At 68.6% G+C, this 26,939-nt stretch carries 30 protein-coding genes and 3 pseudogenes; 14 read left to right on the forward strand and 19 right to left on the reverse strand.

Annotated features, from left to right (window positions below; genetic code table 11):
- Window positions 1-7: 7 nt before the first annotated feature.
- On the reverse strand, window positions 8-376 hold the full coding sequence (locus tag E0500_RS30100; RefSeq protein ID WP_131562203.1) for a helix-turn-helix transcriptional regulator: 369 nt from the start codon (window positions 374-376) through the stop codon (window positions 8-10).
- A gap of 126 nt (window positions 377-502) precedes the next feature.
- Window positions 503-1,264, reverse strand: coding sequence for a GNAT family N-acetyltransferase (locus E0500_RS30105; RefSeq protein WP_131562251.1), 762 nt, complete (start codon window positions 1,262-1,264; stop codon window positions 503-505).
- Between the two features lie 355 nt (window positions 1,265-1,619).
- Between E0500_RS30105 and E0500_RS30110 the strand changes: the two genes are divergently transcribed.
- Window positions 1,620-1,787, forward strand: a complete 168-nt coding sequence (locus E0500_RS30110) for a hypothetical protein (protein ID WP_165934947.1) — start codon at window positions 1,620-1,622, stop codon at window positions 1,785-1,787.
- Window positions 1,788-1,800: 13 nt separating this feature from the next.
- Here the strand turns inward: E0500_RS30110 and istB are convergent, their stop codons facing one another.
- From istB to E0500_RS30125, 3 genes are all read right to left on the reverse strand, one after another.
- A complete protein-coding gene (istB, locus tag E0500_RS30115) occupies window positions 1,801-2,571 on the reverse strand; it encodes an IS21-like element helper ATPase IstB (RefSeq protein ID WP_131562201.1) in 771 nt (256 codons plus the stop codon).
- A complete protein-coding gene (gene istA, locus E0500_RS30120) occupies window positions 2,568-3,986 on the reverse strand; it encodes an IS21 family transposase (RefSeq protein WP_165934946.1) in 1,419 nt (472 codons plus the stop codon). The genes istB and istA overlap by 4 nt, the downstream gene beginning before the upstream one ends.
- 521 nt (window positions 3,987-4,507) lie before the next feature.
- Window positions 4,508-5,074 carry a TetR/AcrR family transcriptional regulator gene (locus E0500_RS30125; protein WP_131562197.1) on the reverse strand — a complete coding sequence of 189 codons (567 nt, stop codon included), beginning with the start codon at window positions 5,072-5,074 and terminating at the stop codon, window positions 4,508-4,510.
- Window positions 5,075-5,198: 124 nt separating this feature from the next.
- On the opposite strand from E0500_RS30125, the gene E0500_RS30130 reads away from it, so the two are divergent.
- The gene (locus tag E0500_RS30130) at window positions 5,199-6,314 is read left to right on the forward strand and encodes a saccharopine dehydrogenase NADP-binding domain-containing protein (protein WP_131562195.1); all 1,116 of its coding nucleotides are present in this window, start codon (window positions 5,199-5,201) and stop codon (window positions 6,312-6,314) included.
- A gap of 339 nt (window positions 6,315-6,653) precedes the next feature.
- On the opposite strand, the gene E0500_RS30135 is transcribed toward E0500_RS30130, so the two are convergent.
- The 3 genes and pseudogenes from E0500_RS30135 to E0500_RS45150 form a co-directional block, all read right to left on the reverse strand.
- Window positions 6,654-6,842, reverse strand: coding sequence for a hypothetical protein (locus E0500_RS30135; RefSeq protein WP_131562194.1), 189 nt, complete (start codon window positions 6,840-6,842; stop codon window positions 6,654-6,656).
- Between the two features lie 196 nt (window positions 6,843-7,038).
- Window positions 7,039-7,284 carry a hypothetical protein gene (locus tag E0500_RS44425; RefSeq protein WP_258573624.1) on the reverse strand — a complete coding sequence of 82 codons (246 nt, stop codon included), beginning with the start codon at window positions 7,282-7,284 and terminating at the stop codon, window positions 7,039-7,041.
- 64 nt (window positions 7,285-7,348) lie between these two features.
- Window positions 7,349-7,528, reverse strand: a pseudogene (locus E0500_RS45150) (transposase family protein); the annotation flags it as partial.
- A 135-nt stretch (window positions 7,529-7,663) separates the two neighbouring features.
- Here E0500_RS45150 and E0500_RS30145 point away from each other — a divergent pair.
- Entirely contained in the window at window positions 7,664-7,915 is a 252-nt protein-coding gene (locus E0500_RS30145; RefSeq protein WP_181587193.1) for a hypothetical protein, read from the forward strand.
- Window positions 7,916-7,994: 79 nt separating this feature from the next.
- Here the strand turns inward: E0500_RS30145 and E0500_RS30150 are convergent, their stop codons facing one another.
- Both E0500_RS30150 and E0500_RS30155 read right to left on the reverse strand, forming a co-directional pair.
- On the reverse strand, window positions 7,995-8,519 hold the full coding sequence (locus E0500_RS30150) for an AAA family ATPase (RefSeq protein WP_131562249.1): 525 nt from the start codon (window positions 8,517-8,519) through the stop codon (window positions 7,995-7,997).
- A gap of 238 nt (window positions 8,520-8,757) precedes the next feature.
- Window positions 8,758-9,105, reverse strand: coding sequence for a hypothetical protein (locus E0500_RS30155; protein ID WP_131562192.1), 348 nt, complete (start codon window positions 9,103-9,105; stop codon window positions 8,758-8,760).
- 53 nt (window positions 9,106-9,158) lie between these two features.
- Between E0500_RS30155 and E0500_RS30160 the strand changes: the two genes are divergently transcribed.
- Complete coding sequence (locus tag E0500_RS30160) at window positions 9,159-9,725, forward strand: hypothetical protein (protein ID WP_258573024.1); 567 nt, start codon at window positions 9,159-9,161, stop codon at window positions 9,723-9,725.
- A gap of 185 nt (window positions 9,726-9,910) precedes the next feature.
- Here the strand turns inward: E0500_RS30160 and E0500_RS30165 are convergent, their stop codons facing one another.
- Window positions 9,911-10,486 carry a GNAT family N-acetyltransferase gene (locus E0500_RS30165; protein WP_131562190.1) on the reverse strand — a complete coding sequence of 192 codons (576 nt, stop codon included), beginning with the start codon at window positions 10,484-10,486 and terminating at the stop codon, window positions 9,911-9,913.
- Between the two features lie 914 nt (window positions 10,487-11,400).
- Between E0500_RS30165 and E0500_RS30170 the strand changes: the two genes are divergently transcribed.
- Window positions 11,401-11,778 carry a hypothetical protein gene (locus E0500_RS30170; protein ID WP_030216423.1) on the forward strand — a complete coding sequence of 126 codons (378 nt, stop codon included), beginning with the start codon at window positions 11,401-11,403 and terminating at the stop codon, window positions 11,776-11,778.
- 72 nt (window positions 11,779-11,850) lie between these two features.
- On the opposite strand, the pseudogene E0500_RS30175 reads toward E0500_RS30170, so the two are convergent.
- Window positions 11,851-12,969, reverse strand: a pseudogene (locus E0500_RS30175) (IS630 family transposase).
- 82 nt (window positions 12,970-13,051) lie between these two features.
- Complete coding sequence (locus E0500_RS30180) at window positions 13,052-14,197, reverse strand: hypothetical protein (RefSeq protein ID WP_181587194.1); 1,146 nt, start codon at window positions 14,195-14,197, stop codon at window positions 13,052-13,054.
- A 176-nt stretch (window positions 14,198-14,373) separates the two neighbouring features.
- Here E0500_RS30180 and E0500_RS30185 point away from each other — a divergent pair, with 176 nt between their 5' ends.
- On the forward strand, window positions 14,374-14,589 hold the full coding sequence (locus E0500_RS30185; protein WP_131560155.1) for a hypothetical protein: 216 nt from the start codon (window positions 14,374-14,376) through the stop codon (window positions 14,587-14,589).
- 106 nt (window positions 14,590-14,695) lie between these two features.
- Here E0500_RS30185 and E0500_RS30190 read toward each other — a convergent pair whose 3' ends face one another.
- Both E0500_RS30190 and E0500_RS43310 read right to left on the reverse strand, forming a co-directional pair.
- On the reverse strand, window positions 14,696-14,947 hold the full coding sequence (locus E0500_RS30190; protein WP_309505194.1) for a hypothetical protein: 252 nt from the start codon (window positions 14,945-14,947) through the stop codon (window positions 14,696-14,698).
- Between the two features lie 125 nt (window positions 14,948-15,072).
- Entirely contained in the window at window positions 15,073-15,876 is an 804-nt protein-coding gene (locus tag E0500_RS43310) for a hypothetical protein (RefSeq protein WP_220140637.1), read from the reverse strand.
- Window positions 15,877-15,955: 79 nt separating this feature from the next.
- Between E0500_RS43310 and E0500_RS43315 the strand changes: the two genes are divergently transcribed.
- From E0500_RS43315 to E0500_RS30215, 5 genes are all read left to right on the forward strand, one after another.
- A complete protein-coding gene (locus E0500_RS43315; protein WP_220140638.1) occupies window positions 15,956-16,387 on the forward strand; it encodes a hypothetical protein in 432 nt (143 codons plus the stop codon).
- Between the two features lie 184 nt (window positions 16,388-16,571).
- Window positions 16,572-16,721 (forward strand): hypothetical protein, encoded by a 150-nt coding sequence (locus tag E0500_RS30200; RefSeq protein ID WP_165934878.1) that lies wholly within the window; start codon window positions 16,572-16,574, stop codon window positions 16,719-16,721.
- A 19-nt stretch (window positions 16,722-16,740) separates the two neighbouring features.
- Window positions 16,741-17,913 carry a JmjC domain-containing protein gene (locus tag E0500_RS30205; RefSeq protein WP_131560157.1) on the forward strand — a complete coding sequence of 391 codons (1,173 nt, stop codon included), beginning with the start codon at window positions 16,741-16,743 and terminating at the stop codon, window positions 17,911-17,913.
- Window positions 17,910-18,818, forward strand: coding sequence for an aldo/keto reductase (locus tag E0500_RS30210; RefSeq protein ID WP_131560159.1), 909 nt, complete (start codon window positions 17,910-17,912; stop codon window positions 18,816-18,818). Before E0500_RS30205 ends, E0500_RS30210 begins: the two co-directional genes overlap by 4 nt.
- A gap of 19 nt (window positions 18,819-18,837) precedes the next feature.
- On the forward strand, window positions 18,838-19,638 hold the full coding sequence (locus E0500_RS30215) for a hypothetical protein (RefSeq protein ID WP_220140639.1): 801 nt from the start codon (window positions 18,838-18,840) through the stop codon (window positions 19,636-19,638).
- A gap of 290 nt (window positions 19,639-19,928) precedes the next feature.
- Here the strand turns inward: E0500_RS30215 and E0500_RS30220 are convergent.
- Window positions 19,929-20,123: pseudogene (locus E0500_RS30220) on the reverse strand (helix-turn-helix domain-containing protein); the annotation flags it as partial.
- A 71-nt stretch (window positions 20,124-20,194) separates the two neighbouring features.
- Window positions 20,195-20,560, reverse strand: coding sequence for a VOC family protein (locus E0500_RS30225; RefSeq protein WP_131560163.1), 366 nt, complete (start codon window positions 20,558-20,560; stop codon window positions 20,195-20,197).
- A gap of 92 nt (window positions 20,561-20,652) precedes the next feature.
- Between E0500_RS30225 and E0500_RS30230 the strand changes: the two genes are divergently transcribed.
- Window positions 20,653-21,618, forward strand: a complete 966-nt coding sequence (locus tag E0500_RS30230; protein ID WP_131560165.1) for a YafY family protein — start codon at window positions 20,653-20,655, stop codon at window positions 21,616-21,618.
- A gap of 41 nt (window positions 21,619-21,659) precedes the next feature.
- On the opposite strand, the gene E0500_RS30235 is transcribed toward E0500_RS30230, so the two are convergent.
- Entirely contained in the window at window positions 21,660-22,598 is a 939-nt protein-coding gene (locus E0500_RS30235; RefSeq protein WP_131560167.1) for a LysR family transcriptional regulator, read from the reverse strand.
- 114 nt (window positions 22,599-22,712) lie between these two features.
- On the opposite strand from E0500_RS30235, the gene E0500_RS30240 reads away from it, so the two are divergent.
- Window positions 22,713-23,240 (forward strand): DapH/DapD/GlmU-related protein, encoded by a 528-nt coding sequence (locus E0500_RS30240; RefSeq protein WP_131560228.1) that lies wholly within the window; start codon window positions 22,713-22,715, stop codon window positions 23,238-23,240.
- A gap of 52 nt (window positions 23,241-23,292) precedes the next feature.
- Window positions 23,293-24,186, forward strand: coding sequence for an IS5 family transposase (locus E0500_RS30245; protein WP_131560169.1), 894 nt, complete (start codon window positions 23,293-23,295; stop codon window positions 24,184-24,186).
- A 229-nt stretch (window positions 24,187-24,415) separates the two neighbouring features.
- On the opposite strand, the gene E0500_RS30250 is transcribed toward E0500_RS30245, so the two are convergent.
- The gene (locus tag E0500_RS30250) at window positions 24,416-25,180 is read right to left on the reverse strand and encodes a hypothetical protein (protein WP_131560171.1); all 765 of its coding nucleotides are present in this window, start codon (window positions 25,178-25,180) and stop codon (window positions 24,416-24,418) included.
- Window positions 25,181-26,939: the final 1,759 nt, after the last annotated feature.

The raw sequence follows: 26,939 nt of genomic DNA on the forward strand, positions 1-26,939 counted from the left end.
GTCCTTGCTAGATCTCGGCGGCGACGTCGTCGCCGAGGAGCACGCCCAGCAGGGCCCGGCCCTGCCCGGTGAGCGTGTACATCACCAGACGTCCGTCCCGGCGGGAGGTGGCCAGCCCTGCGGTGCGCAGCTGGCGCACGTGGTGGGAGACGAGGTTTTGTGCCTGCCCGACGATCCACGCCAGGTCGCACACGCACAGCTCATCCCCGGCCGCCAGCGCGGCGGCCACCTTCAGGCGGGTCGGGTCGGCCAGGCCCTTGGCCGCCGACGCGGCGGGCTCCAGTGCGCCCAGCGACGGCAGTCGCCCGCGGATCTCTTCCGCATGGGGAAGATCCAGACAGAGCAGATCACAGGAGTCGATACGTTCCTCGGTCATATCAATATCCTAACGTTCATTGATATGTGACGGTAGACCGGCGCCCTGGGCAGACTGCTCCTTGCCGTCGTTGCCCGGCTTGGGCCAGCCCAAGGCGAAGCGGTCGAAGACAGCGCCCTGCAGCTATCAGCTGATGGCGTGCTCGGTGAAATGACCGCAGGAGAGGAAGCCCAGGCGCTGGTAGACGGGTTCTCCTTCCGATGACGCTTGCAGGACGGCGATCTGCTGTCCTTGATTGCGTGCTGTGTGCAGCGCGGCGAGGGTGACGGCGCCTCCGTAGCCGCGCTTGCGGCGAGTGGTCAGGGTGCTGATGTTGTAGATGCCCGCGACTCCTGCGTGGTGGAAGACCTCGGCGGAGCAGACCGGGTTGTCGCGGTGATAGCCGATCAGGTAGCGGGCCTGGCAGTCGGGAGCGAGTGCCCAGGGTGCAGCCTGGCTGAAGAAGCGACGGACGGTGGCAGCCGGCGGGTCCCAGTTCGCGGCAAGGACGGTGGCGTAGTCGGCGAGCTGTGCGGGCGTGGAGACCTGCTGGATGTCCAGTTCTGCGATCTGTGGTTGAGGCGGCAGGTTGTCGAGCGGGGCCCACATGGCTGTCTCCTGCTCGGAGGCTGGCGGACCGGCGGCGGCCAGGCGTGCAGAGAGGTCCGGCGGTGTCGAGGCGGGTCCCACCCACCAGGAGAAGGGGCGGTCTGTGGCCTGCACTGCCTGGAGAGTCTGGGCGATACGTGCCTCGACGTTGCTCGGTGTGAAGCGTGCGGCGGCGACGATGTTGAAGGTGTCATCGTTGAGTCCGCTGTCGGCGATCAGGAGGTCGTCCGTCTCTGTGACCACTGCACGATCCAGGTGCCGGTGCAGGTGGCATGCGTGCTCCGCGAGGTTGCGTTCCATCCTTGCGAGGATGTCGCTGTCGTCGGTGGGGTGTTTCGTCGTTGCCATGATGATCCAGTTCATCACGTCGGTCTGCGGCCGGGGCGCGCGAGATCGCCGGTCTGCCGACGAGCGCAGCGCGCAGACGGCGGATGGAGGCCGTGCGGGCGGGCGGGGGTGGCCAGCAGTGCAGCGTCATGTACCGCCCGGCCGGGCAGCGGTCGCGGCGGGCGATGGTGCCGGGGTCGATGCCCGGGCCGGTGGGGTGTACGGTCCATACGGTGTCGGCGGAGCCCCAGGTGATCTCGCCGTCGTCGCGTCTTCCGGTCCAGTCCTGAGGGCCGTCCCTGGTGTCGACCCACATGCAGTGCTGCTGGTGGCTACAGCCATCGGCGGCCTCGGTGTCGCTGTCGGAGCAAAGCATGCGGTCGGCGCGGACGAGGTGGCGGCCGTCTTCGCCGGGGACCGCGAGCGCCTGGCCGGGCGGGCCGGGCGCAGGCGGGTGTCGGCGTACTCTCCCTTCGGGCCGGGCCGGTACGTTTGAACGTCCCCAGTTGTTAGGCCACGTCGGTCTCTCGCTCGATGGCCTGTAGGCGGTTCTTGAGCCGGTAGCTCGGGCCGTTGATCGCGATCACTTCGCAGTGGTGCAGGAGCCGGTCGAGGATTGCGGTGGCGAGGACCTCGTCGCCGAAGACCTGGCCCCATTCGCTGAAGGTCTTATTCGAGGTCAGGATGATGGAGCCTTTCTCGTAACGCTTGGAGATGACCTGGAAGACCAGGTTCGCCTCGGCTCGTTCGAGGGGCTGGTAGCCCACCTCGTCGACCACAAGGACGCTCGGCCGCAGGTAGGTGCCGAGTTTGTTGACCAGCCGCCCGGCCGACTCGGCGGCCTTCAGGTTGCGGACCATGTCGTCGAGGCTGGTGAAGTAGATCGAGTAACCGGCCCGGCAGGCCGCGACAGCGAGAGCGACGGCGATATGCGTCTTGCCCACCCCGGGCGGCCCCAGCAGCGCGGCGTTCGCCTTGCCTTCGACGAAGGAGAGGCTGGCGAGGTCTTTGACCTTGCGCGGGTCGAGCTCGGGCTGGAACGAGAAGTCGTATTCGTCCAGCGTCTTGTGGTGCGGCAGCTTCGACAGCCGCAGGCCCTGGCGGAAGCGTCGGTCGTCGCGGACGGCGAGTTCCTCGGACAGGACCAGGTCGAGGAAGTCGAGGTAGCCCATCTTCGCCTCGTCGGCCCGGCGGGTGTACTCGTTGATAGTCTCTGCCAGGTGGGGCAGGCCGAGCTTGCCGGCCGTGGTGCGGATGCGGTTGCCGGTCAGCTCGCTCAAGACGACTCCTTCGTCGGGAAGTCGGTGGTGAAGGGCCGGGTGCCGGTCAGTTCGTCATAGACCGACAACGGCCGCCTCCCGACCTCGATCTGGGTTGCAGCGGCCCGGTTCAACAGGGCCTGCAACGGCCCGATGCGACCGGACGCGGAGGACTCGCTCCGCGGTGGTGGCGGCTCGTCGCCCGTCGTGGTGCGGCGGTTCTTGCCGGTCGGCAGGCCGTCCCAGTGCTCGTCCTGCTTGACAACCACGCCGCGGCCGACCGCCCGCGGATGGCTGGACAGCAGGGTCTCGCCGCTGGCATCGGGGGCGGTCGGGTGCAGCATGACCTGGGACTTCGTCGCTCTGATCTCCACCAGCTGTCGCGGGCGGACCTTGCGGGCGGGCACCGAGTAGAGGTTTCCGCCGAACGCGACCAGGCAGTCCTTGCCGACCGGCCGCAGATGCCGCTCGGCCACCAGATAGGGCGAGGGCGGCAACGGCTTGAGGGCGGCGTGATCCCGTGCGGCCCGGTGTCCGATGACCTCGTGGTGGGTGGCGTGGGTGCGGGCGCGTCGCTGCGGCACCCACGCCATGAAGGCGGCATCCAGCTCCTCGAGCGAGGAGAACGCCCGCCCGGCCAGCACGTGATCACGCACGATCAACACCTGACGTTCGACCCGGCCCTTCCCGGTGGGCCGGTAGGCGGCCAGCACGTCGATGTCGAAGTCGTAGTGGCCGGCGAAGCCGACCGCTTCCGGATGCAGCGGCACCGCCTCGCCCGGGGCGACGTGCCGGCGCACGACGGTCTTGGTCCGGTCGTAGACGATCGACATCGGCACCCCGCCGAAGTGCGCAAATGCCCGCCGGTGGCAGTCGAAGAAGGTCTGCAGCTCCTGGCTCGTGGTGAAGCAGCAGAACGGGTCGCGCGAGTACGACAGAACCATATGGAACGAGTAGACCTTCGGGATTCCCAGGTGAGCGAGGATCTTGCCTTCATCGCCCCAGTCGACCTGAGCCTGGGCCCCGGGAACCACCTCGAAGCGGCGGTGCATACCCGCCAACTCCCGCGGCCCGATGCCCAGTTCACCCGCGATCCGCGGCCGGGCCTCCTGCAGATACAGCTTGACCCGCTGATAGTTGATCGTCGAGCCGTACTCCTTCACCAGACGCTCGTGCACCACGGCGCCCTTGATGAGGATCTCTGCCCGCAGCATCGCGTCGATCAACGGGGCAACCTCGTCGACCACCTTCTTCCGGGGCCGACCGTTCGACGTCCGCCTCGGCGGCACCGACGCCGCCGTGCTCGACAAATACTTGCGGACCGTCTTGCGGTCCAGCCCAGTCTCCTTGGCCACCTCCGTCAGACTGACCGCTCCTGACTCGACCAGAGCACGGAACCGCCGCAGTTCCAGCCAGCGCTGCGGGTCCAAAACCACCGCGTCACCGCCCTCCGCCACCCTTCACCGGACGAGCAGCAGAGTGCCGGGCACCACGATTCACCGCACCATCAAGCGTCCCTTTTCACTCGTACGCGACCGGGGACGATCGTGTGTACGCCGACAGCAGGTGACACGGGCGGCCGGCGCGGGGGACTGACGCAATTCGCGGCGCTTGTAGTTGAGGTACAGGAAATCCCGGTGAGATTGATCTTGCTAGGGTCTGCCTACTGCGCGGGCCCGAGCTGGCGGGGTAGCGTGCCCGCGCGTAGTTCCTTCAGGTCCGGGGTGTGGTGGTAGAGGGTGCCCTGCGAGACGCCCGGCAGTTTCGCGATAGAGGTGGTGGAGCGGCCTGGGGCGGTCAGTAGGTCGCGGGCGGCGCGGATGCCTTCCTCGGTGGCGACTGTGGGTCGTCCGCGGACCCGGCCGCGAGCGTGGGCTGCGGCCAGGCCCTGGTGGGTATGGGTGGAGACGTCGGTCCGCCTTGAAGCGATCGGTTACGCACTGGGCAGGCGTTCTTCTCACGTCCCGGCGAGGGTGGCTCGCAGTTCGTCGGTCACCGTGTGCAGGCAGCTGCCGAAACTCGCACGTCCTTCGGCCTCGATCCAGTGCCGGAAGGCGTTCTGGAAGGCCACCGTGGCGAGCTGCGCGACCAGTTCGGCTGTCTGGGCGTTCACCTGACGTTGCTTCAGGGCGTCGCGGATCGCAGCGGTGATGGCGGCGGTCTTGGTCCGTTCGCGCTCCTGCAACTCGGGGCTGGCGTCGATCACCGCCCGGCGCTCCGTCGCGCCGTCCACGTGCTCGACGAGCTCGGTACCGACTCGCGCCAGCGCGTCGAGGACGGCGGCGAGCGGAGCCTCGTTCGGATCTGCCGTCAGGACTGCCTCCGCCAGTGCCGGGGGCAGGCGCTCCGAGCCGGCGAAGAGCACCTCGCGCTTGTCGGGGAAGTAGCGGAAGTAGGAGCGCCGGGTGAGTCCGGCCCGCTCGGCGATATGGGTCACCGTCACATTGTCGTAGCCGCGTTCCAGGTACAACTCCAGAGCAGCCCGCTTCAGGCGCTCCTCGGCACCCGGATCCCACCTCGCCATAGGTTGACTGTAACAGGCGATGTCCCACTGTGTCGTCAGTGCTAGCCTGCACTCACGACACAGTGTGTCATCACTGGGGGCGCCCGTCCCTGGTGCGGCCCGGAGCAAGCAGGGTGACGTTCGTATGAGAGAGACCAGCGGGACCGGCGGGACGACAGGCGAGAGCAGGACGAACGACGAGGTATGGATAGTCGGGGCGACCGGCCGTGTGGGCCGGGGGGTGACCGCGCGACTGGCCGCGCGGGGGCTGACGGTTGTGCCGGTCGGGCGCAGCCGGGAGCGGATGGTTGCCGTCGGGGCCGAAGCCGGTCTGCCCGGGGATGCGAAGGTCGTCGTCGCCGACTCGGCCGAGCGGATCGCGGACGAGATCGTGCGGGAGCGCCCGCGGGTGGTGGTGAACACGATGGGCGCCTTCGCCGCCACGGCACCGGTGATCGCCCGTGCCTGCATGCCCGGCGGCCACTACGTCGACCAGGCCAACGACGTGGTCGCCGTGGAGGGGCTGCTCGCCCTGCACGACGAAGCGGTGCGGGCGGGCAGCACCCTGGTCACCGGCGCCGGATTCGGCGTGCTGGCGACGGAGGCGGTGGTGGCGAAGCTGTGCGAAGGCCGGCCCACGCCGCACCGGGTGCGGGTCGACGCCGTGGCCTCGGTGGCCGTCGAGGCGGGCGTGCTCGGTGCCGCCCTTGCGGCCAGCATCGTGGACGTGCTCACCGCTGGCGGACGGCGGTACGAGAACGGGCGGCTGATGACGTCGCGCCTCGGCGCGGACCCGCAGCAACTCACCTTCCCCGACAGCGAGTCGGCGAAGTCGGCAGGTGTCGCGTCCGGCGAGCTCGTCGCGGCGCATGCGGTGAGCGGAGCACCGTTCGTCACCGCTACCTCCGCTCTCGTGCCGACCGCTCCGCTGATACGTGCCCTGCTCCCGCTGCTGGGCCGCCTGCTGTCCGTTCCGGCGCTGCGACGCCTCGCCGTCGACCGGCTCGGCCGGGCCCCGGTGAGGGCCGCACCCCGCCCGCGCAAGCACTCCTGGGGGCACGCCGTCGTGGAGTGGACGGACGGCACCCGGCACGAGGGATGGCTCCGTGCCGGCGACGGCATGGACTTCACGGCCGACGTCACCGCCGCCGTCACCGAACTGCTGGCCCGTGGCGTCGGCATGCCCGGCGCCTGGACACCGGCAGCCGCCCTCGGGGCTGACCTGGCGACGACCGCAGGCGGCACCTTCGTACTGGACTGAGCAGCGCCGATACCCGCCGCCCGGCCGCTGCCGGGGCCTCGGCGGGTGCGCACCCCGCCCTGGCCAGGCCAGCGTCCCGGCGATGGCGGACCGCGCGGCCTGACAGGGTGATCGCCGCTCAGGTGACGTCAGGCGGGATCTGCATCGAGACGAGCCGCCGCCGCTGATCGGTGTCACTACGGCCAACTGTGATGCTCAGCGTGGCCAACCTGCGTGCTCAGTCACACCAGTGTTGCCGAGGTTCGAGGCGGCGTGTGAGGGCTACCCGGCCTGGAGCAGGTTGTGCAGTCGCCCCGCTGTCGTCATACAGAGTCCGACGTGCCAGGTATCGCAGGCCCTCTACGTCGACGATCCCGCACTCGCAGCGTCCAGGTCGACGGAAGCCTCGTCGACGCGGCTGACATCCCACCCAGCCTTCGCGGCGAGATGCATCCACACCTGAATCGCTCGTTCGGGCTGCTCCGCGGAGAAGCCCGTCCCCACTCTCGCGATGATCTGCACCAGGTCAGGTCGCTCGTCAATGGCCATCACAGCCCCTCTCGTCGACAGGCGATCATGGCAGAACCCTCAGCCCAGCCGACTCGCCGGGTCTCCAGGGAAGCCGTTGCCCTGGCCAGGTGCTGGCATGAGGGCGAGGTGTCCGGCGTCGACCTGGCCCGGGTGGCGCTGCGCGCAGCCTTGGAGGCGGCAAGGTGGCCGCTCCGGCCTCCAGGCCATCATCAGCTCAGGATCGCGGCAGGTGGATCTTCCTACCTCTGGCCTTGGCTGCTCCACGCAGGCTCTTGCCGTCCACGGCCAGAGCGCGCGGACCGCTCGCGGTGCGCGAGCGGCGGTTGGCGAGCCAGCGGCCCACGGCCTGGTCCAGGGCATCGCCGTCGCCCCTCGCCAGCAGTCGGCGAACCGTCGATTCCGCAGGCAGGAGCTGCTTGGGAAGCAGAGGATCGGGACGCGCGCCGACAGCTTGCAGCACCTGCGGCGGGGGCGTCGGCGATCCACTCGCCGACTGCCAGCAGCGACCTCGCCCCGGCCAGTACCGCGCACGCGGTGAGCGCGAGCACGACGACCAGGGCGTGCCGTACTCCGCGCGGATCACGCGGGTCGGGTACTTCGGTCAGCCGTTCCAGCAGACCCGGCACGTCTGCGGGTACGGCCCATGGATGGCCGCGGAGTTGGTCAAGAGTAGGCGGGATCGGCGATGATGCGTCGGCAGGCACGGTCTTCCACTCGGATCACGGGGCGCGAGAGCTCCATGATCTTGGGAGTCCGTGCCTGTCTCGTTCCCGGGCGACCGCCAAGCTGATAGATCGTCATGAACCGGACGACTCTCAACTACGCCGAAGCCCTGTCCCGTGCTCCAGTTCGATCCGCAGCAGCGGCCCCGCCTCATCGACATCATCCGCAACCTCCGTGAGCGCATCACCGAGGCTCGTGCCAACGGCTGGCTCGGCGAGGTCGAAGGACTCCTGGTCAGCCTCAACGCCGCCATGGCCAAGCTCACCAGCCTCAACCGGACCTCCGCCGACGGCCGCCCTCAACTGGTCGACCTCGGCATGCCCCTTTTCACCGGCCCACCGGCACATCAATCCGACTCGACCACATGACAGGAGAAGCGATTTCAGCAGGCGAGTAGCCGGTCGACCACGCTCCTGGACGGGCCCGGGCCATGGCGCGGCCGGACATTCACGTGAAAGACGGCCACCGATCGGCGGCCCACTCGGGCCAGCCCGGCCAGCCAGGAGGCGGACTGCCGATTTCATGCCCGCCGACTTCCGCGGCGTTGGGCTCCTCGAACAGCGTCCTCCAGCGCAAGAGGTCCGCCTGGCTCATCGGAAAGGTCTGATCTGGACTGGCCGACTGGCGATGGGCGATCCGAGCGCGTTGGGTCTCCGGGTCCGCCGGCGCGTACACGAGGTCGCAGGACGCGCCTACAGACTCCACCAACCAGCGGATCGCGGACCTTTCGTCACGAGACCAGCATCCGAAATCCAGGACCACGTTGGTTCCGAGCCTCAGTGCCTCCAGGGCCAGCGAGAGCAGCCGTCCTTCCAGAACATCGCGCTTCCCGTCCGCCTCCGGCTCACCGAACAGAGGAATCATCCACTCATCAGGCGTCAGCCGAAGCGCGTTGTGTTCCTTGGCCAGCTGCCGAGCCCTTGTGGTCTTTCCGGCCCCCGGCAGGCCGACTGTAAGAAACAACGTGGTCACACCCGGATCGTTCATGGAAACCACGTGGAGGACAACTGCATTCTCTGCCGAGATCGCCAGGCCCGCGTCGAGGCCCCGGCAGCGGGTGACCTTAGTGGCGATACACGCCTCTCAGGTTCTCCCCAAAAAGGGCCAGCGCACTTGCCAAACTTCTGGCCCGAGCGCTGCGGGACCGGGACCGCGAGGTCGTAGTCGAGCACCTCCACGTCCACCTGCCCCGCCTGCTGACCTGGGCAACTCAGGGCCGCAGAGCTTCTCTTTGCGGGTCAAAGCAGATCAGCCCGTACTCGCGAGCCAGCGCAGCGGCGTACTCGGAGACTTCTTCGGCCCTGCTGTAGGACATGAGTAGGTACACGATCGGTCCGGAGGCCTCATCGATGACCGGCGGTGATGCCCAGGGACTTTCATGGTCATCGTCCGGATAGTGCTCGACCAGGGCTTCGACGTAGGCCTCAATGCGCGGGGAGGGCGACACAGTCGCATCCTCCGAGTCGAGGTAGCGCTCGTACAACTCGTCGAAGACCGAGCCCGCCTCATCGGCATCGAGCGGGCGCTCACCGTCCCACACAGCAAGGTCATAACTCATGACCGAATGATCGCAGGCTGGTGACGGATCGAGTCAGTACCGCGGGTGCTGGGTTGGCCACCACCGAGCTCCTACAGCTTCAAAAGGTCCGGAAAAGGGCACCCGCCATCGCCGACGCCATCGGCCACCACGTGTGGGAAGCCGGCGCCCGTGTCCAGATCACCCACCACCACATCAACCGGCCGCCGGTCCCCCGCAAACACCCGCGCCCCGAGATCCGCCGACTCAAGGTCGCCGTGTTCGTCCACATTGACTACCCCGGCGCCCGCCAGGCGATCCAAGTCGTGTGCTGGCGGCGCGAGATGAGCACCGGCAAGCTGACCATCGAACGCGTCTACCCGATCACCAGCCTGAGTGTCTTCGACGCCACCTGCACAGAGCTCGCAACCTGGATCAGGGGCCACTGGGGTTTCGGAAACCTCCTGCACCACGTGCGCGACCGCACGTTCCGCGAGGACGATTCCAAGATCCGCACCGGCACCCTGCCCCGCGCTATGGCCTCCCTGCGCAACCTCGTCATCAGCGTCTTCCGCCAGGACGGCCAGACCAACATCGCCGCCGCCCTACGCCGCACCGGTCGCGACTACCACCGGCCCCTACAAGCCCTCGGCCTCATCTGACGAGCCCGGAAAGATTTCGATCATGCAATGCCCCTGCCCCTGACGGCCCTGGCCTCACCGTCGAACAGGTCGCCGACAGTGTCCTGTTCGCCCTCACCCAGCCCGTCGGCGTCGACATCAACCACATCCAGCTCCGGCCCGACGAGCTGACCGGCCGGATCGTGCGCTGAGATGCCGCCCGCCCGCTACTTCAGGGAGAGCCACATGTCGACGCTCTCGATTTCCCGTTCGCGAAAGACTCCGGCCGGCTTGAATCCCGCCTTTTCGTAGGCGCGGATCGCACGGGCGTTGGAGGTTCGGGTGCCGCCGAAGAGGATGACGTGCCGGCATCCGCGCTGACGCAGGATGCCGAGTGCTCCCTTGAGTAGCTCGGTTCCGAGACCGTTGCCCTGCAAATGATCGGCGACGACGGGGGCGATGCGGCAGTCCGCGCCGTCCTCGATGGTCCACCCGAGATTCCGGTAACGCACCTTCTCGTCCTCAGGGATTGCGAACTGGGCTAGCAGATACGCCACCACGCGATCGTCACGGGTATCCGCCAGCACGAAACGCAGGGCGGTCGGGTCGTCGAGAGCAGCACAGATCCGCTCCGCTTCGGTCCGGTCGAGCGGTGTGGGCTGTAGCGCTCCCTGGTCTCCGCCGAGAGTGCTTCGAGGAATTCCCCGAAACTGGAGGCATCTCCGCTCTTCAGGGCACGCAGGGTGGCGACAGCACCATTGATCCCGGTGACCGGCCTCGCGAGGAACGGGTGCGCGGTGGATTCATCCATACCAGGCAGCGTAAGTAACCAACCTGTCCAGGGGAAGGGGAGGCTGTCGTGCAGCGCCCCGGCGTGGTGGCCAGCTCGCGAATCAGGCCCCTGGCGCGGTGGTTGGCCAGCACGGGCTTACGCAGACGCAGTAGCCGGTGCACCGTCGCCGCGCGTAAGCGGAGTACGACGCTCTGCCCCTGGCCCGGCACCACTGGTCGACGCCCTTGACCTGCGATGCCCCCTGGACCGGATGCCTGGCCCTCGTGGCCGTAGCGGCCGGATCTACCCGCTTGACGCGATGGACCGCGCCGTCGGCCTCTTCCTCGAGACTCGCCTCTCGACGGCCGCCGATGACTACCACCGTCCCCTGTCAACCCTCGGCCTCACCTGGCAATTCCGGACAGAGTCCGATCATGCAATGCCCTTGGCTCTCCTCCTGACTCTGTGAATTCCCAGACGGCAGGGCCCAGATCAGCGAGCGAAAGGCCCGTGTCATGGCGGACGGTTCGCAAGGCGATTCACTCGGTCTGGCCCGGAGCGACGGCCAGACGCGTCATCCGAGCGGGACGCGTGCTGGAGTCAAGGGCCCAGCGTCCAGATGAGCGGCGATGCGCGTGATCGTCCCCACAGGCCCGACCACGGCTGGTCAAACGCGCCACCGAGTAGTGTCCGGAGCATGGCGACCCTTGAGGCGGTGCTGGCGGCGGTGACCGAACGGCGCACTGATCTGGAAGCACACGACTGGCAGCCCGATGAGCACGAACGAGTCCTGGCGACCGTGATGCAGGCCGGAGGCGGAACGAGCGCCCACGCTGTACGCGCCGGGCTGCGACCGGCGACTAGTGCTGTGACCGGGATGGTCCACCGTGATCGGAAGGCGGCTCGCGGGACGAGCGCACGCGCAACGGCTGGTATTACTGGGGCATGCAGGAAGAGACGGCACGCTCCGCGATCGACACGTTCATCTCCGCGTTCAACGCCTCGGACGACAGCTATGTGACTGCCCTGCTCTCCCAGGCCCTGACCTCAGACGTGGTCTTCTGGGGGCCGTTGGGTCGCAGCGAAGGAATCGCGGCGGTCGAGCGGTTCGTGCTGGACATCCGGCGCCACCCGGCGGGGACCGGCACGATGGTGCGCTGCTCAGCGGTGGACATGCCTGACGAGTGGGCCCGGTACCAGTGGGTCTTCACCACGCCGGATGGTGGCCCCCGCCTGGCGGGAACGGACGTCGTCCATCTGCGGCGGAGCCTCATCGACCAGGTCATCGTCTTTGCGGGGGAGATCGAGCCGTCCGCCTCCTGAGTCGTCCTTCTGTCGCTGTCCTTCTCGTGAACTTGTCCCTTTCGGCACTCCGGGGCTGCGGTTCGCGGTCGGTCAGGCTGCGGCGTTGAGGGGGCGTCCGCCCCAGCGGATGCCCTTCTCGCCGCGGGTGCGGGCGCATTCCTTGCGTGGGGCGGCAAGTACGTCGGGGCGGGCGTTGGCGTTGCGCCAGCGCAGGTAGCGGTGCAGTGCCTGGGTTTGCGTGGGGTGGCTGCGGTGGTGGGAGTTGGCCGGGGTGCACTGCCGCAGCGGGCCGAAGTGGGCCTCGATCGGGTTGGCCCAGGATGCGTAGGTCGGGGTGAAGCACAGCTCGACCTTGTTCTTCTTCGCCCAGCGGCGGATGTCGGCGCCGGTGTGGGCGGAGAGGTTGTCCAGGATGATGTAGATGGGGGCGCCGTCGGGTCGGGCGGCGCGGATCGACTTCAGCGCGGCCAGGGTGTTGGCGGTGCCCTTGCGGCGGCGGTTGACGCCCTACAGGCGGTCGTCGCCCACGGAGTAGCAGCCATGGAAGTAGGTGACGCCGTGGGTGCGGCGGTAGGTCGCCGGCAGCCGGTTTGGCTTGCCCTGCTTCGCCCAGCAGGAGCCTGCGGTGGGCCGGATCCCCAACGGCCCGAACTCGTCTAAGGCGAAGACCCGGTCCGGGAAGCGGTCCAGAACCTGCTCGATCCGGTCGAGCTTGGCGTCGCGATGAGGGTCGGGTGATTCCTTCCATGTCTTGGTGCGCTGGAAGGTGATGCCGCGGCGCCGGAGCAGGCACCGTAAGGCTTCACGGCCGATGCGGATGACACGTCCGTGCACTTCCCGCAGGTAGGCGGCGAGTTTGCGGATCGACCAGCGGGTGAAGGGCTGGCCGAGCCTGGTGGGGCGGGTGGTGGCCGTCCGGATGACGAAGTCCTCGTCGTCAGGGGTGAGCAGGCGGGGACGGCCTCCCGCCCACTGAGGGTCCAGGCAGGCCAGGCCGATCTCGTTGAAGCGTTGGATCACGTCGCGCACGGTGTCCTCATCGGCTTGGACCAGCTGGGCGATCACCGGCACCCGGTTCCCGCCCGCCGAAGCGAGCAGCATCATCGCCCGCCGGTAACGCACCGAACTCGTGCTGCCCCGGCGCACGATCTGCTTCAGCTCCTGCCCCTCCTTGTCGGTCAATCTGCGTACACGGACAGGCTCAGCCACCGCGCCTCCAGCGGTCGAATGGACGTCACCGCACATCCAACCGTCACGACCACCAACCCGGCGAACCTACGCGGTCACAGCACTAGCGGGGGTCGGCGTCGCGCCTCTTAGCTTTGTTGCGCGGTCCGAGCAGTGGATCGCGGGACGCGTAGCGCAGGTACAGGTCGACTTGGCTGCGGTCGTATCCCCTCATCGCCACGTTGAAGATGGGAACCGGGTCCCGTTGCTCCAGGGGGCGGCTGAAATATTCGTCCACCTGGGCTCGGTCGTAACCACGAAGCGCTACGTTGAAAGCAGGTCTGGAACCGAGGCGATAGTCGACTTGGCTGGGGTCGAACCCGTAGGTCTCTGCCGCTTGCTCGACGAGGGGGAAGCGCGGGGCCGGGTCTCGCTGCTCTTTGGGCGTTTCCACGTATTGGATGACCGGCTCGCCGGCGTAACCGCCTTTCACCATGTCAAAGGTGTGAAGGCGGTAGAGCTCCCTCGCGCTCTCATGGGAGGCCGCAGGGAACTCCACCGCCGTGGACAGTTCCTCTATGTAATCCAAGGCCACGGCGAGGAGATCCGTTGTTTCCTGCGGCGTCGGCGGGAGATCAGAGAGGGCCTTGGCGAGACGCGCGGTTATCTCCCTCCCTGTGGCGTTGTCCTGCCCCCGGGCGTTGTCGCTGCGGCGGTCCTCCTCGGTCTGAGCATCTGCGAGGGTGCGTTCCGCAGTGGTGTGGGCCTCGGCGCGGATCCGGTCGGCTTCCTCCTGGGCCTCGGCGCGGATCCGGTCGGCTTCCCTCTGGGCCTCGGCGCGGATCGCGGCGGCTTCCTCCTGGGCCCGCTCGATGATCCCCTGAGCGGTGACGTGGATCCTCTTCCGGGGGGCTTGGGCCCGCTTCTGCAGGAGTTTGACGTCCTGCCACCGCTGGCGCCAGGCGGCGGCCAGTTCGGGGTGGACGCGGCGTGACGCGTCCGGCCCGGAGGGCAGGGGGCTGCTGACGACGCGGACGAACTCCATCGTCGCGTCGAGCGAGGGCAGCCGCTTGCCGGACAGGGCCTCGTTGATGCCGGCCTTCGTCAGCTTCGGCTTGAAGGAGGCGGCGGCGATGACGGCGTACGAGGGCGCGCCGTGGGTGACGTGCAGGCGGACCAGTTCGGCGGAGAACTCCCTCAGCGCCTCCACGTACGCGTCGAAGTCGGCAGCGTCCTGCGCACTCACCTCAAGCGGCTCCCCCAGGCTCATGGCAGCACGCTAGGGGGTTCAGGAGTTGAACGTCCACGGATATAGCCGAACGTTCCTGAACGGGCCGCAGTTTCGGCGTCGTAGCGGCGTTCGGCGGTGCCCGGGGCGCGTCCGGGTTCGAGCGGGCGCGTACGCATCACTAGGGCCTTCTCCCGGCCAACCGGTGTGCTGATGGCATGGCAGACACCGAGATGCACTCTCAGACCCCCGACCCCGACGTGGCCTCCCCGTCGCCTTCCGGGCGGAGGGGAACCCGGGCACTCGACCTCCTCGCCCTGACGTTCCTGCTGGGCGTGTGCGCGACCGTGTACGCCCTCGTGAAGGACCCCGGCTTCTCCGTGATCATCGGAGCGACGGCAGGACTGTTCACAACCTGGAGGACACGACAGTGACCCGGCCGACAGACCGCCACGACGCAAGGCCGCCCGGGCCAGGCCCGCGCTCATCACCGGACCGTGTGGTGTGCATCGAGCTGTTCGCCTCGCCGGAGATGGGCACCTACGGCGGTGGCACTTGACCGCGTCCGGCGCGCTTCCCGGCGAGCCGCTGGTGCACGGGCACGCTGCCGTCCTCCCCGGTGCGGAACGCGGGCAGCCCCACGAGATTGACCCAGCCCGTTTCCGTCTGCCGCCGCTTCCACAGCCGTGCGACGACTTCCTGCTGGTCGGTCCCGAGCACAGGATCGGCGGGCAGCACGACCCGCACCGGCACAGGCACAAGCTCGGGATCGGCGTCAGAAGGCCGTGTCACCGCACTACCGTAGGCGGCCAGCTGGTCTCACCCGCGCGTTCCGCGCGGGCAGCATTGCGCCCCCGGCTTCGTGGCTATCCCCCAAACGGGCGGTTTTCCGGAGGCAGTGCTGGCTGCCCGTGGGCTCAGACAGCCAGCATCTGCCGCAACTCCCGAACGGCGCGTTCGTGGTGGTGCTGGGTGGGGATCGCTTCGTACAGGTCCTGAGCGCGGCGGCGGACCAGGCCGGTGCGGTAGCTGTCCGGGAGTCCGGTCAGGGCGGCGATGGTACGTCGGCACGCTTCATCGCTGTCGCCGTCGTGGTGGGAGCAGGCGGCGGCGTCGATGTGCAGCAGGGTGCGCGTCATGGTGCTGGTCGGCGCGGACAGCTCCAGTGCCCGCTGCTGGCTCTCGTGGGCGCGGGCCGTGTCTCCGAGCGTGGTGTAGGCGTGGCTGAGGTGCACGTGGTGCTTCTGCTCGGAGTAGGTCAGCCAGGTGTCCGACCGTTCACCCGCGGGGAGCCGTTCCATGAGCGTGTCGGCGTCGGCGAGCGCGGCGCGGGCCTGGTCGTCCTGGTGGTTGAGGGCGTAGGCGCGGGCTGCGACGGCGGCCGTCAGCACCGCGGCGGCGGTCGGCCGGTTCCCGGCAGCGTGGCGGGCCTGTTCAGCGAGGCCGGCCGCAGCCTTGGGGGCCCCGTAGTTGAGCGGGACCATCGCCTCGCGCGCCCGGACCCAGGCGTACAACTGGTCGTCGCCGGATTCGGCAGCGGCCCGGGCGGCGGTCGCGAACCACGAGCGGGACTCCCGGCGGCTGCCCAGGTCGTGTAAGACGATCGCGGTCATCCCGGCCGTCTGCCCGGCCGTACGGCACAGCCTTGCCCGTACCGGCGCGGGTTGCGGGACGGTGAGCAGCGGGCGCAGGGTCGTGAAGTCGGTGACCAGGTCGGCCAAGACGCGGGTGGGCTGCTGGCCGTGGTAGCCGTACCCGTAGCTCTCGGCAGCGGCCTCCAGGTCGGCGAGGTCCTGGGGTGTGTCGGGGGAGAGGAATCTGGTCGACGTCGGTCCGGGCGGCGGTGAGAGCGGCGAGCGCCGGTGCGGTGAGGCCGGCGGCCAGCGCGCCGCGCAGCAGGTTGCGGCGCTTCATCGGATCATCTTCTCCATGGTCGGGCTCCGTGCTGAGAACGGGGGTGTCCTCCCAGGGTTGCGCAGCAAGTCCCAGGAGGGCACCGGGAATGCGCAGCCCGCCGGCGATTCGCTCGACAATCGCCAGGGCGGTGACAGCTGTGGTGCCCCGGGCGATCTGACTGACGCGCTCGGACTTGAGCGTGCAGGCTTCGGTGATCCTGTTGTAGGAGATCCCCGGTTCGTGTGCCATGGCGAACACTGTGGTGAAGTCCCGCTCGCGCAGCGCGCGCACGAAGGCAGGGTCGGCCAGCAGACGGTGCGGGAGCTCGGCTGGTGACGGCGGTAAGTCGTCCACAAGTCCCCCTGAATCTCGTGGAATGACAGTGCGTCAGCCCAACGACCATACCCACCATGGGGCCCCCACGATGGGGTTATCGCCCGCGGTTCGGGTGGCTGTACTGGCGGGAGTTCGAGGCCGCGGCCGTCCAGGGCCCGGGCCACCAGCCCCGCAGGAGGATTCCATGCAGAGTCCCACCACGCGCCCGCCCGCCACGTCCGGGCCGTCGACCGGCGGCCTGGTCCGCTCCCGCCGGTCGATCGTCGCCGCCCGGGGCCGCAACACCATCCCCTCGGACGGCGGCGGCACCGGCAAGAGCGACGGCAACGACTGACGACCGGGAGCCCGATGCGATGACGTACGTGTCCATCGCGGCATGCCTGGGCGAGGACTTCCTCGCCCAAGCACTGCACCGCGAATACCGCCACGTACCCGGCGCGATCGATGTCGCCGGGCTGATGACCTGGGACGACCTCAACCGGATCCTGGCCCACCATCGGCTTCAACCGCCGCGCATGAGGCTGTCCCGCGACGGCGAGACACTGCTGGTCGGCGGCTACACCACGCCGGTGGCCACACGCCGGCACACCGTGTGGCACCGCCTCCACCCCGCCGAACTGCACGCCCGCCCCCAGGAGGGCGCCTCCCTCGCCCTCGACAGCGTCGACGAACTCCACCCGCCGATCGCCCGGCTCGCCGAAGCGATCGAGCGCGAGCTGCGAACCCGCGTGCAGGCGAACCTCTACGCCTCGTGGACCAGCACCGAGGGCTTCGGGGTCCACTGGGACGACCACGACACTGTCATCGTCCAGCTGGACGGCGCGAAGCGGTGGCGGATCTACGGCACCACCCGCCCGTTCCCGCTGTACCGCGACATCGAGGACCCGGGCGAGGCGCCCACCGAGCCCGTGGCGGACCTGGTCCTGTGGCCGGGCGACGTCCTGTACGTGCCGCGTGGCGTATGGCACTCGGTCTCCGCCGACCAGGGCACCCGCTCCCTGCACGTCACCTGCGGCCTGCAGACCCACACGGCGTCGGACCTGATGGGGTGGGTGTCCGAACAGCTACTCACGCACGAGGACTGGCGGTGCGACCTCCCCCTGCTTGCCTCGCCGGACGTCCAGGCCGACGCCGTGAACGGGATACGCAAGCGGCTCGCCGAACTGCTGGACGACCCCGCGCTGATCGCCCGCTACCGGGCCGCGATGGACGGCCAGGCCGTCGGCCGCATGGTGCCGAGCCTGCCGTACATCGACGCCGTCCCCGGCGACCCGCACCTGCGAGTGCGGCTGACCACCGCCCGCGCGGTGCTGGACGTCGGCGAGGACACGGTGACGCTGTCCGCCGCTGGCACCGTGTACGAGTTCGCGCCCGAGGCGGAGGCGGTGCTGCGCCCGCTGGTCGACGGCCGGACCGTGGACCTGGCCGCTCTCGCGGATACGGCCGGCCTCGCCCTGGAGGACGTGGCCGGGCTGGTCCAGGAGCTCGTTGCTGGGCAGGCCGCGACGGTGGGGAGCCTGCTGTGACAGCGGATCTCGCCCTCGGTACCTACCGGTGCCAGGCGATCCCGGAGGCGGCTGCCCGTGCGGCCGCCTCCGGCGCGCAGTGGATCGACACCGCCCCCAACTACGCCACCGGCCGCGCCCAGGACTTGCTGGCTCCGGCCCTGGCCGCCCACCCGTTCCTGCGGATCGCGACGAAGGCCGGCTACTTCACCGCGGCCACCGGCACCGACGCCGTGAACGCCGGTGTCCTCACCGAGGACCAAGCGGTGACCGGGCACAGCCTCGCCCCGGACTACGTGCGCTGGCAGACCAGCCGTAACCGCGCCCAGCTCGGGCGCGACCGGCTGGACCTGGTCCTGCTGCACAACCCGGAGCGCGCCCACCCCGGCGACCGTCCTGCCCTGCACCGCGCGATGCGGGACGCGTTCGTCGTCCTGGAGGAAGCCGTGGCGGCCGGGCATGTGGCCGGGTACGGCATCGCCACGTGGGCTGGCCTGGAAGAGGAGGCGTTCACGGTGGAGGAGCTGCTCGCCCTGGCCGCCGAAGCCGCGGGCGGCCGGCACCACCTGGTCACCATCCAGATGCCGGTCAGCCTGGTGATGATGACGCCGATCACACAGGCCCTTCACGGCCGGGGCCCGCTCCCGGCCGCCGCCGACGCGGGCCTGCGGGTGATGGCCTCCGCTCCGCTGCACGGCGGCGAACTCCCCGGCATGGTCGACCAGGAGCTCGCCGACCTCATCCGGCCGGGCCTGACCCCCGCACAGGCGTGCGTCCTGGCGGTCGCGTCATGCCCAGGAGTGACGAACGTCCTCATCGCGGCCTCCAGTACGCCACACTGGAGGGAGGCGGCCGACGCCGTCGCCCAACCCTCCCTGACCACCGCCCAGTTGCGGGAGATCACTGGTGTACTCGCCTCCACCTGACCCCGGTACCGAACAGCGCATGCGCGCCCACCACGCCCGCGCCGCGAAGGCCCTGGAAGTCCAGACCGAGCCGGGCGGCGAGTTCTGGGGGTGGGCGGGGCGCACCCTGGGAGCCCCGGCCCGCACCGCCGCCGGCGCCCCGGCATGGCTGCGGCTGGTGTCCGCCCCGGCGGACAAGGCGTCGGGGAAGTTGTGGGACGGCGCCCTCGACGCACAGCACGCCTTCGGCGACCTCGACGGGCACCGGCCCGCGCTCCTGGGCGTGCACGACGCCTTCGACGACACCACCGCCTACCGGGCGGAACTGTCGGCCCGCGTCGACCAGCCGGTCCTGTCCGACGACCCGATCCTCCAGCACGACCCCCAGCTGCCGGATCCGGACTCCTGGTGGCAGGACCTCGCCGGGGTGCTGGAGAAGGTATCGGCCATCGACACCGGGCGCGTCGCCGTACGGCAGCAGTACATGGACCGGGCCATCCCCGAGTTCCTCGGGATTCCGGCCCCGGCTGTGACCTGCTGGACCTCTGCCCATGCAGACCTGCACTGGGCGAACGTCACAGCGCCGCTGAAGGTGTTGGACTGGGAGGGCTGGGGGCGCGCCCCAGAGGGGTTCGACGGCGCCACACTCTACGCCTACTCGCTGCTTCAGCCGGACACCGCCGCCCGCGTCCGTGCCGCCTTCCCTGTGCTCGGCAGCCCGGCTGGCCTCGCCGCCGAAGCGACCGTGTGCGCCCAGCTGCTCCAGACGGTGGCCCGTGGCGACAACCTGGTCCTGGAAGACCAGCTTCGGCACTGGGCTGAGGAACTCCGCCATCGCTGACCGAGCCCCCTCGTGCCCTCGCGCGGCCGTGGCTCCCTCCCGGATGCGAGGGGAGCCACGGCCGCCGACGCTGGAGGCATGAGGGCCACCGCTACCTGGTCGGGCACCATCGCCTTCGGGATGGTCTCGATTCTTATCTAGATCTCGCGCCTGTCTTCGCAGGTCAGATGAGCGTGACTGGCTGAGGGACGTAAGGTGAGTCTCGTCAACGCAGGTCGTCAACCGAGCACCGGCTGCGGGAGCCTAGGTGTATGAGGGCTCGACGTTGGTGACGCTCTCGCGGCTGCGTTCGGACTCCGGTGCGGACTCGACGGCCGGTCTTGCAATCCCGCATCACCGTGTAGCCGCCAGCGATTTATCCACTTGCTGGCGCATGCGCAAGAGATGCCCATCCCAGCGGCGACGTGGGCGATGGGACGTGTCTGGCACCGCTTCACGAGCCGCCTACGGCCCTCGACGCTCAGGGGCGCACTCGCGTGGGGCACTCGTCGTCCTCTCGAAGTCAGACGACGGCAGGCGCGACACCTGTCGTGCGCGCCTGCCGCATTGCGGCCTTTCAGTCCCGCGGTGCGACGCGGATACGGTTCCCGTCAGGATCGGCTGCGAGGAAGGTCAGCCCGAACCCCGCATCATGAGGCTCGCGCAGGATCGTGACCCCCTTGGAATTCCACTGCTCAAAGGTCGCGTTGAGCTCGTCGGGTCCACCGTCGATGGCCAGGCAAACCTCACTGGTGCGCGGGACGTCCGGTGACAGATCCTCGAACTGGCCAGACCACACAGCGAGGTCAGCGCCTGGCCCGAGGTCGAAGGTGATGTATCCCGAAGTCTCGAACGAGGGGCTCATGCCGAGGAGGTCGCCGTAGAAACGAGCTGCGGCGGGAGCGTCGTTCACGTAGACGATGGACACGACGGATGCGGTCATGGTTGTTCCTTCTCACAGGTCGTAGGTACGCATCCGCCAGCCTGACCGGGATATGCGCCGCATCGTGTCGCAATTCCTGAAAAAATTGGTGTGTGACCCCAGATCGCTTCTTCACCCTGATGCTGCTCCTCACATCGAGGGATGCCGTGACCACACAGGAACTTGCCTCAGCGCTCGGGGTGTCCCTTCGAACCATCACCCGAGACCTGAACTGGCTCCGCGACGCCGGTCTGCCGGTGACCGCACACCGGGGCCGCCTCGGAGGCGTGACCATGCTGCCCGGGTCCGGGCTCGACCTCACGCGACTCACACCGGGCGAGCGTGATCATCTGTCGCTCACTGGGCTGGATGAGAAGCAACGTGCGGAGCTCAACGCATCGGCCGCAAGCCGGCGCGCGCTCTCCAAGATCGCCGCTGCACAGCCACGTCGAGTTCATGAGCTCCTGCCGCTCACCGACGTAGTGCACGTGGACAACCGTCCCTGGCGTCAGGCACGAGCTTCCGGCACGACTCCGGCTTCGCTGATCGGCGCAGTGCGGCGAGGTCGCCGGCTACGGATCGAGTACGACAGCCCACGCGAGTCATGCCCACGCGACCTGGTCGTGGATCCCTACGGGCTGTTCGCCAAGGCCGGCATCTGGTACCTCGTCGCCGACTGTGCCCGAGTGCCACGGATGTACCGACTTGAACGGATCACGACGTGGAAAGAAGTCGACCAGCCACGACGGATCCGCGAGAGCCAGACCCTTGCCACCGTCGCTGCAGCGCTCACTGATCAGTGGGAACACGACCACGCGATAGAGGTCAGCGCCACCATCGACCAGACCCAGATCGAGCGAGCGCAACGGATCTTTGGCCTACGACTCGTCCCGGACGGCCATGAAGAGTCCGCCACCGGCCGCAAGGTAACGATCCGCTTCCTGCATCTGGAGGACGTGCGAGCACTACTGCCGTTCGGGAGCGCCATCACTGTGCACGGCCCCACCGAAGCCAGGGCTCACCTCCGCGACCTCGCCACCAACCTTGCCCACCACTATGCGCCGTCACCAACGTCCTGACCCGCAACACCTAGGACGTGTCTGTTAATTCGGTCGTCTGGTCAGCGGTCTACCCAGTCCGGCGCCCACACGTCGTGCGGGGTTCGCGGGCCTGCGGTGCGCAGATGGTCGCGTAGCGCGGTCAGCGCGGTCAGCGCGGGGTGCTGGTCTCCGCTGCGGAAGATCAGCACGTGCGGGTAGACCGGGGTCGGGTCGTGCAACGGGATGCGTCGTAGGTCGTGGGTCTGGGGCCACAGGTACCGGTCTCCGCTGCCGACGAGGGTGGCCAGCGAGGCTGAGTCGGCCAGCACGTCCATCAGGGCCTCGTCACCGAAGTTGGGGCCGAGCGCATCGATGCTCAGGCCGAAGGCCTCGGACAGCGCCTGATAGAACGCCGCCCATTCCGTGCCCGGCCTGATCCCGGGGATCCAGAGGCGGTGGCCGGCCAGGTCCGCAGGACTGACCCAGGGCGCGCCGGCCAGCGGATGGCCGGGCCCGACCAGGAGCTCCAGGGGTGCGTCCAGGAGTCGTTCGGTGCTGATCCCGGCCGGGACCTGGTCTGCCGGCAGGGCGCGGAAGGACGCGTCGACGGTCCCTTCGAGCACCGCCTGGGCGGCCTGGGCGGCGTTCTCCATGCTCAGCGTGACCACGTCCAGGTCCGTCTCGGGGTGGGAGCGGTAGAACCGGTAGACGGCCTGGGCAGGAGCGATGCGCCGATTGAGGACATCGACGCGCATGGGCCGGCTGCCGGGGCGCACAGCCTGCTCGGCCTGCTCGATGGCCGCCAGGACCTTCTTGGCGTGCGGCACGAGGACCTGCCCGTCCAGGCTCAGCCGGGAGCCTCGGGAGGTCCGCACCAGGAGCGTGACCTCGATGTGCCTCTCCAAGGCCGCGATCCGCTTGGAGACCGCCTGCTGGCTGATCCCCAGCTCGTCGGCCGCAGCCTGGAACTGGCCGGTCTCGGCGACGGCCAGGAACGTCCGCAGCGCTTCAGCATCCACGCTTTCACCCTACTTCCACAACCAATGGTTGTGTCTGGTGTGGTGCAGGGTTGTTTGATCGAGTGTTCTGCGCGGTGGTGGGATCAGCGCATGTCTACCCGCACAGAGCAGGTCATGTATGTCCAGACGCCTGAGTTCGCGCGTCACGCGGAGCGGATCGTGGAGGTGACCGATGCGACGTCTCGACTGAACGTGCTTCCGTTCAGCGACCGCGAAGGCCGTGCGAAACTACTTTCTGTTGTGTTCGGTGGCCCGCTGCCGGAGTCGGTGATGATCTACCCGCCGTTCTTTACCGAGTATGGGCTGAACACGACGTTCGGAGAGAACGTCTTCGTCAACCAGGGATGCACCTTCATGGACAAGGGAGGCATCCGTATCGGCAATGGCGTCATGATCGCTCCGAAGGTCAGCCTCATCACCGGAGGCCATCCACTGCCCCTGGCCGAGCGCCGCGAGTACCTCTCCTTCGCCCCGATCGCCATCGAAGACGACGTCTGGATCGGGACGGCTGCCGTGATCACGCAAGGGGTCACCATCGGTGCCGGTGCGGTGGTCGCTGCAGGTGCGGTGGTCACTCGTGATGTCCCTGCCGGCACCGTGGTCGCGGGAGTGCCCGCCCGGGTGATCAAGAAAATCGACTGAGCCCGGCCGCGCTGCCGGGCCGGGTGCACAGCACCTCTACGGTCTGATCCTGATGCCTCGTCATGCCCGGCTGACCGACCGGCAGTGGGACCGCATCCGACCTCTGATGCCCTCCAGTACCGGTCGTCGTGGCAGGCCGTGGGCCGATCACCGCCGCATGGTGGAGGCGATCGTCTACCGGTACCGCACCGGTATTCCTTGGCGAGACCTCCCAGCCAGGTTCGGATCCTGGAAGACCGTGTGGGCCCGCCACCGCCGCTGGGCCGCCGACGGGACCTGGGACCGCGTGCTCGGCGTCCTGCTCGCCCGCGCGGACGACGATGGGCTGATCGACTGGCGGGTGGCGGTGGACTCCACCATCACCCGGGCCCACCAGCACGCCACCAACACCCGTCGCCCCGAGAAGTGCCGGGCCGCAGCCCGAGGGCAGGGCCTCGACGCCTACCGAGAGCCCGCCGGGCACGCGATCGGCCGTTCCCGCGGCGGGCTGACCACGAAGATCCACCACGCCGTGGACGGTCAGGGTCGACCGCTGGCCGTCGTCGTGACGCCCGGGCAGGCGCACGACGGCCAGTCCTTGCCGTTACTGCTGGGCGACCTGCGAGTCCCCAGGATCGGAGCAGGCCGCCCGCGCACGACGCCGACCATGCTGCTCGGGGACAAGGCCTACTCCTCCCGCGCGATCCGAGCGGTGCTCAAGGCCCGCGGGATCACCGCGGTCATCCCTGAACGGCGTGACCAGCAGGAGCACCGTCGCCGCCGCGGTTCAGCAGGCGGGCGTCCGTCGAAGTTCGATCCGGTGGCCTACAAGAACCGGAACGTGGTCGAGCGGTCTTTCGCCCTGCTCAAGCAGTGGCGGGGCCTGGCCACGAGGTTCGACAAGCTCGCGATCGTCTACCGCTCGGCTGCGGTCCTCGCCGCAGTGCTGGTCTGGGCTCGCATTTAACGGACACGCCTAGACGGCCCTGTTCTCCCGAAGCTGCCGCGAAGTGACAAGCAGCTCTCTGTAGCGGATTGGGGGTGTGTTTGTCAGTATTTTCGGCCAAATGGCGCCTCGCCCGCGCCGCTGTCCTGCGCTGGGCCCGCGGACGATACCTCCAGCGCTGTATCACCGACCTTCCCGCCGCCCTGCGCGAATTCCCGCCGTCGTCGACATCGACGTCTGACCGGTGCCCCTACGGGCGGGGCCAGGCAGCCGGGACGGTCGGCGCCAGCGGGATTTCGTCCAGCCTCAGCCACCGTTCCTGGTCGTTCTGATCAGGCAGCAAAAACCGGACGTCCCCGGTCTCGTCAGCCTCATACGGGGCGTCCCCGACCGCCCGCAACAGGGCGCGCAGCCTCGGGTGGGGAGTCTGCATCGCCCGGCCGCGCACCCCCTCCGCGCGCAGCGCGGCCAGAGTGTAGGACGCGACGTTCATCCCGGTGCGCCGGTAACCGCCGGCATGGGCGACCGACTCCGGGTGCTCCACGATGGAGGCCAGTGCCTGCGGCCCAGCGATGGTGTATGTCAGCACCAGGTCTCCGCGCTGGAGCACCACCTGCCCGCCAGGCTCCATCAGGGAGCCGTCACTGTCGGTCGACAACGTCACTTTGCCGATCATCGGGCCCATCCCGATCTCACGGACCTCGTCGAACTGCTCCACCGTGGCGTCCACGAACCGCTTGGAGTCGGGCAGCACCAGCACGCAGTGCCCGTTCCACGACGTTCCGGTCCAGCTCTGTGTGAGCGAGCCGTAGCGGGTCCCGCCCCCGTCCCTGTCGCGGACCTCCAGGTCGACCGGCAGCAGTTCGGCCCGCACCCCGAGCTGGCCGTAGGCGTTGCGCAGCGTCTGGCACGCGTCCACGCACACGTTCGCCGGGACCCGGCCGTCGGCGAGGGCCACCCAGAGGTACGGCAGCACCAGTTCCACCAGCTGGTCCGGCTTCGCGTGCTCCAGCATCCGAGCCGTATGGTCCAGACTTCCCCGCAGCGGCAACCCACCACCCGGCAGCACCTCTACCGCCGCAGGTGGACGCGGTACCGAGGTGGCACGGGGGCCCGCTGCTGTGGTGTCCGGTGCTTCCTGCCCCGCTTCTGCTTCGACATGAGCAGAGCCTAAAGATCCCAACGGCCCTCGCGACAGACCACGTTGACCACGCCAACCCACAGGACCGGCGTGAACCCGACGCCCCAGTCCCACCCAGAGAACCGAAGCCCAAAGCCTTGTCACTTCGCGGCAGCTTCGGGAAAAAGGGCTGCCTAGACGCGCGCGAGGCGGCCCCTCCGAACCGGGACCGCCTCTCTGGTGACCGCTATTCGCTGGCGGGCTGTGCCTGCACGAGCGCTTTCATCATCAGCCGGGTGCCCTGCCACGCGTCGTCGAGCTGCCAGGTGTGGCGGCACTCCGGACACCGGATCGTGGGGGCCTCTCCCCAGCCGTCGTATTCCCCGTACGGGCGAACTCTGTGTTGCTGTTAGCGGTAGACCGCCTGGGCCGCGTCGCAGTACCTCTCGCTGCCCCGGACGACGCAACCGGTCAACTTCGTCCCTGTCCCCTCAGCGCCAAGATGTGAGGCCCACTTGCCGTAGACAGGCGAGTCCATCCCTCTCGTTGTCGACACGGCTCCGTTGGGTAGCCTCGCTTCAATCCCCCAACCGTCTGCTGTCTGGTCGTGAGCGATGGCTGAGTCACCCGGGTCGGTTGCGCCGTCGTTGTTGAGATCACCACCGGGGTCCCGGCTCCACACAACCCTCCCCGCATAGTTGCCGTCCAAGATCACGGCGAACGGGTAGTACGGGCTCCGGACCGACTGCGGTCCAGCTTCAACGTGCAGACTGATCTGCGGTGCGGGTGCTGCCTGTGCGTCACCTGGCGCGCCCATAAGGAGTCCGCCTACCAGAAGCGGGCTCATCAGTGCGCCCATCAGCAAGTGCGGCCGATTCATTACTCCCCCTTGATCTAGTGTCTCGTGATCTTGTTTGCATCATTTCGAGTTGTTGTTGACGAGTTTCACCGTCTGCGTCGACGGGGTTACCTTCCCTTGGTAGTAGAGGGGGGTCATCCCCCATTCCTTGACGTCACCCAGTTCCTTGGGCGGCTGAGGGGCTGCCGCGCCGGCAGGTGCGGCAAGAAGCCCCAGGGCCATCGCTGCAGTTGCGGCGGCGAGGGCTATTGGCTTGCCTCTCGCTCTCACCTGTGAATCTTTCATCATGAGCGTTACATCTCGTCAGCCGCATGTCTTTGATCCTGGGTCCACTGTTCTTTGATAATGAGTTCCATGCCAGAGCGACATATGGGAACAAAAGGCATAGACCGTGCAGTTGGCCTCGATTCGTCAGTGGGGGGATCGCTGGTCGATGCGGTGGTTTGCCTGCTATACCCGTGGCCGGGGTAGGACGGGCGTCGCGTGACGCCGCGGCTGCGCTGGCTTCCACGGGCCCAAAGCCTGCGGGGCTGCCCTCCTTCCTTTCTGCCGTGCGTAGGCGTCCCGGGTGCTCGACCTCCGGACTCTGAGCGCCGTCCAGAGCGCTGTCGCCGCCGGTACCGAGATGTCTCGCACGCGAGGGGCGCCAGGGGCGCGCGTGTGGTTGGTCGGCGAGATCGCATTCTGGGGCTTTTGTTCCCCGGCCGAAAATGCCGAGCCCCTCTGGCTGAGCGCCGTCGGTGCCGCACTGCTGGCCGCGCTCTCGGTACACCTGTGCCGGAGATCCGAGGCCGC

Origin of the sequence: Streptomyces sp. KM273126 (assembly GCF_004337435.2) — a bacterium.
GTDB classification, from domain to species: Bacteria; Actinomycetota; Actinomycetes; order Streptomycetales; family Streptomycetaceae; genus Streptomyces; species Streptomyces acidicola.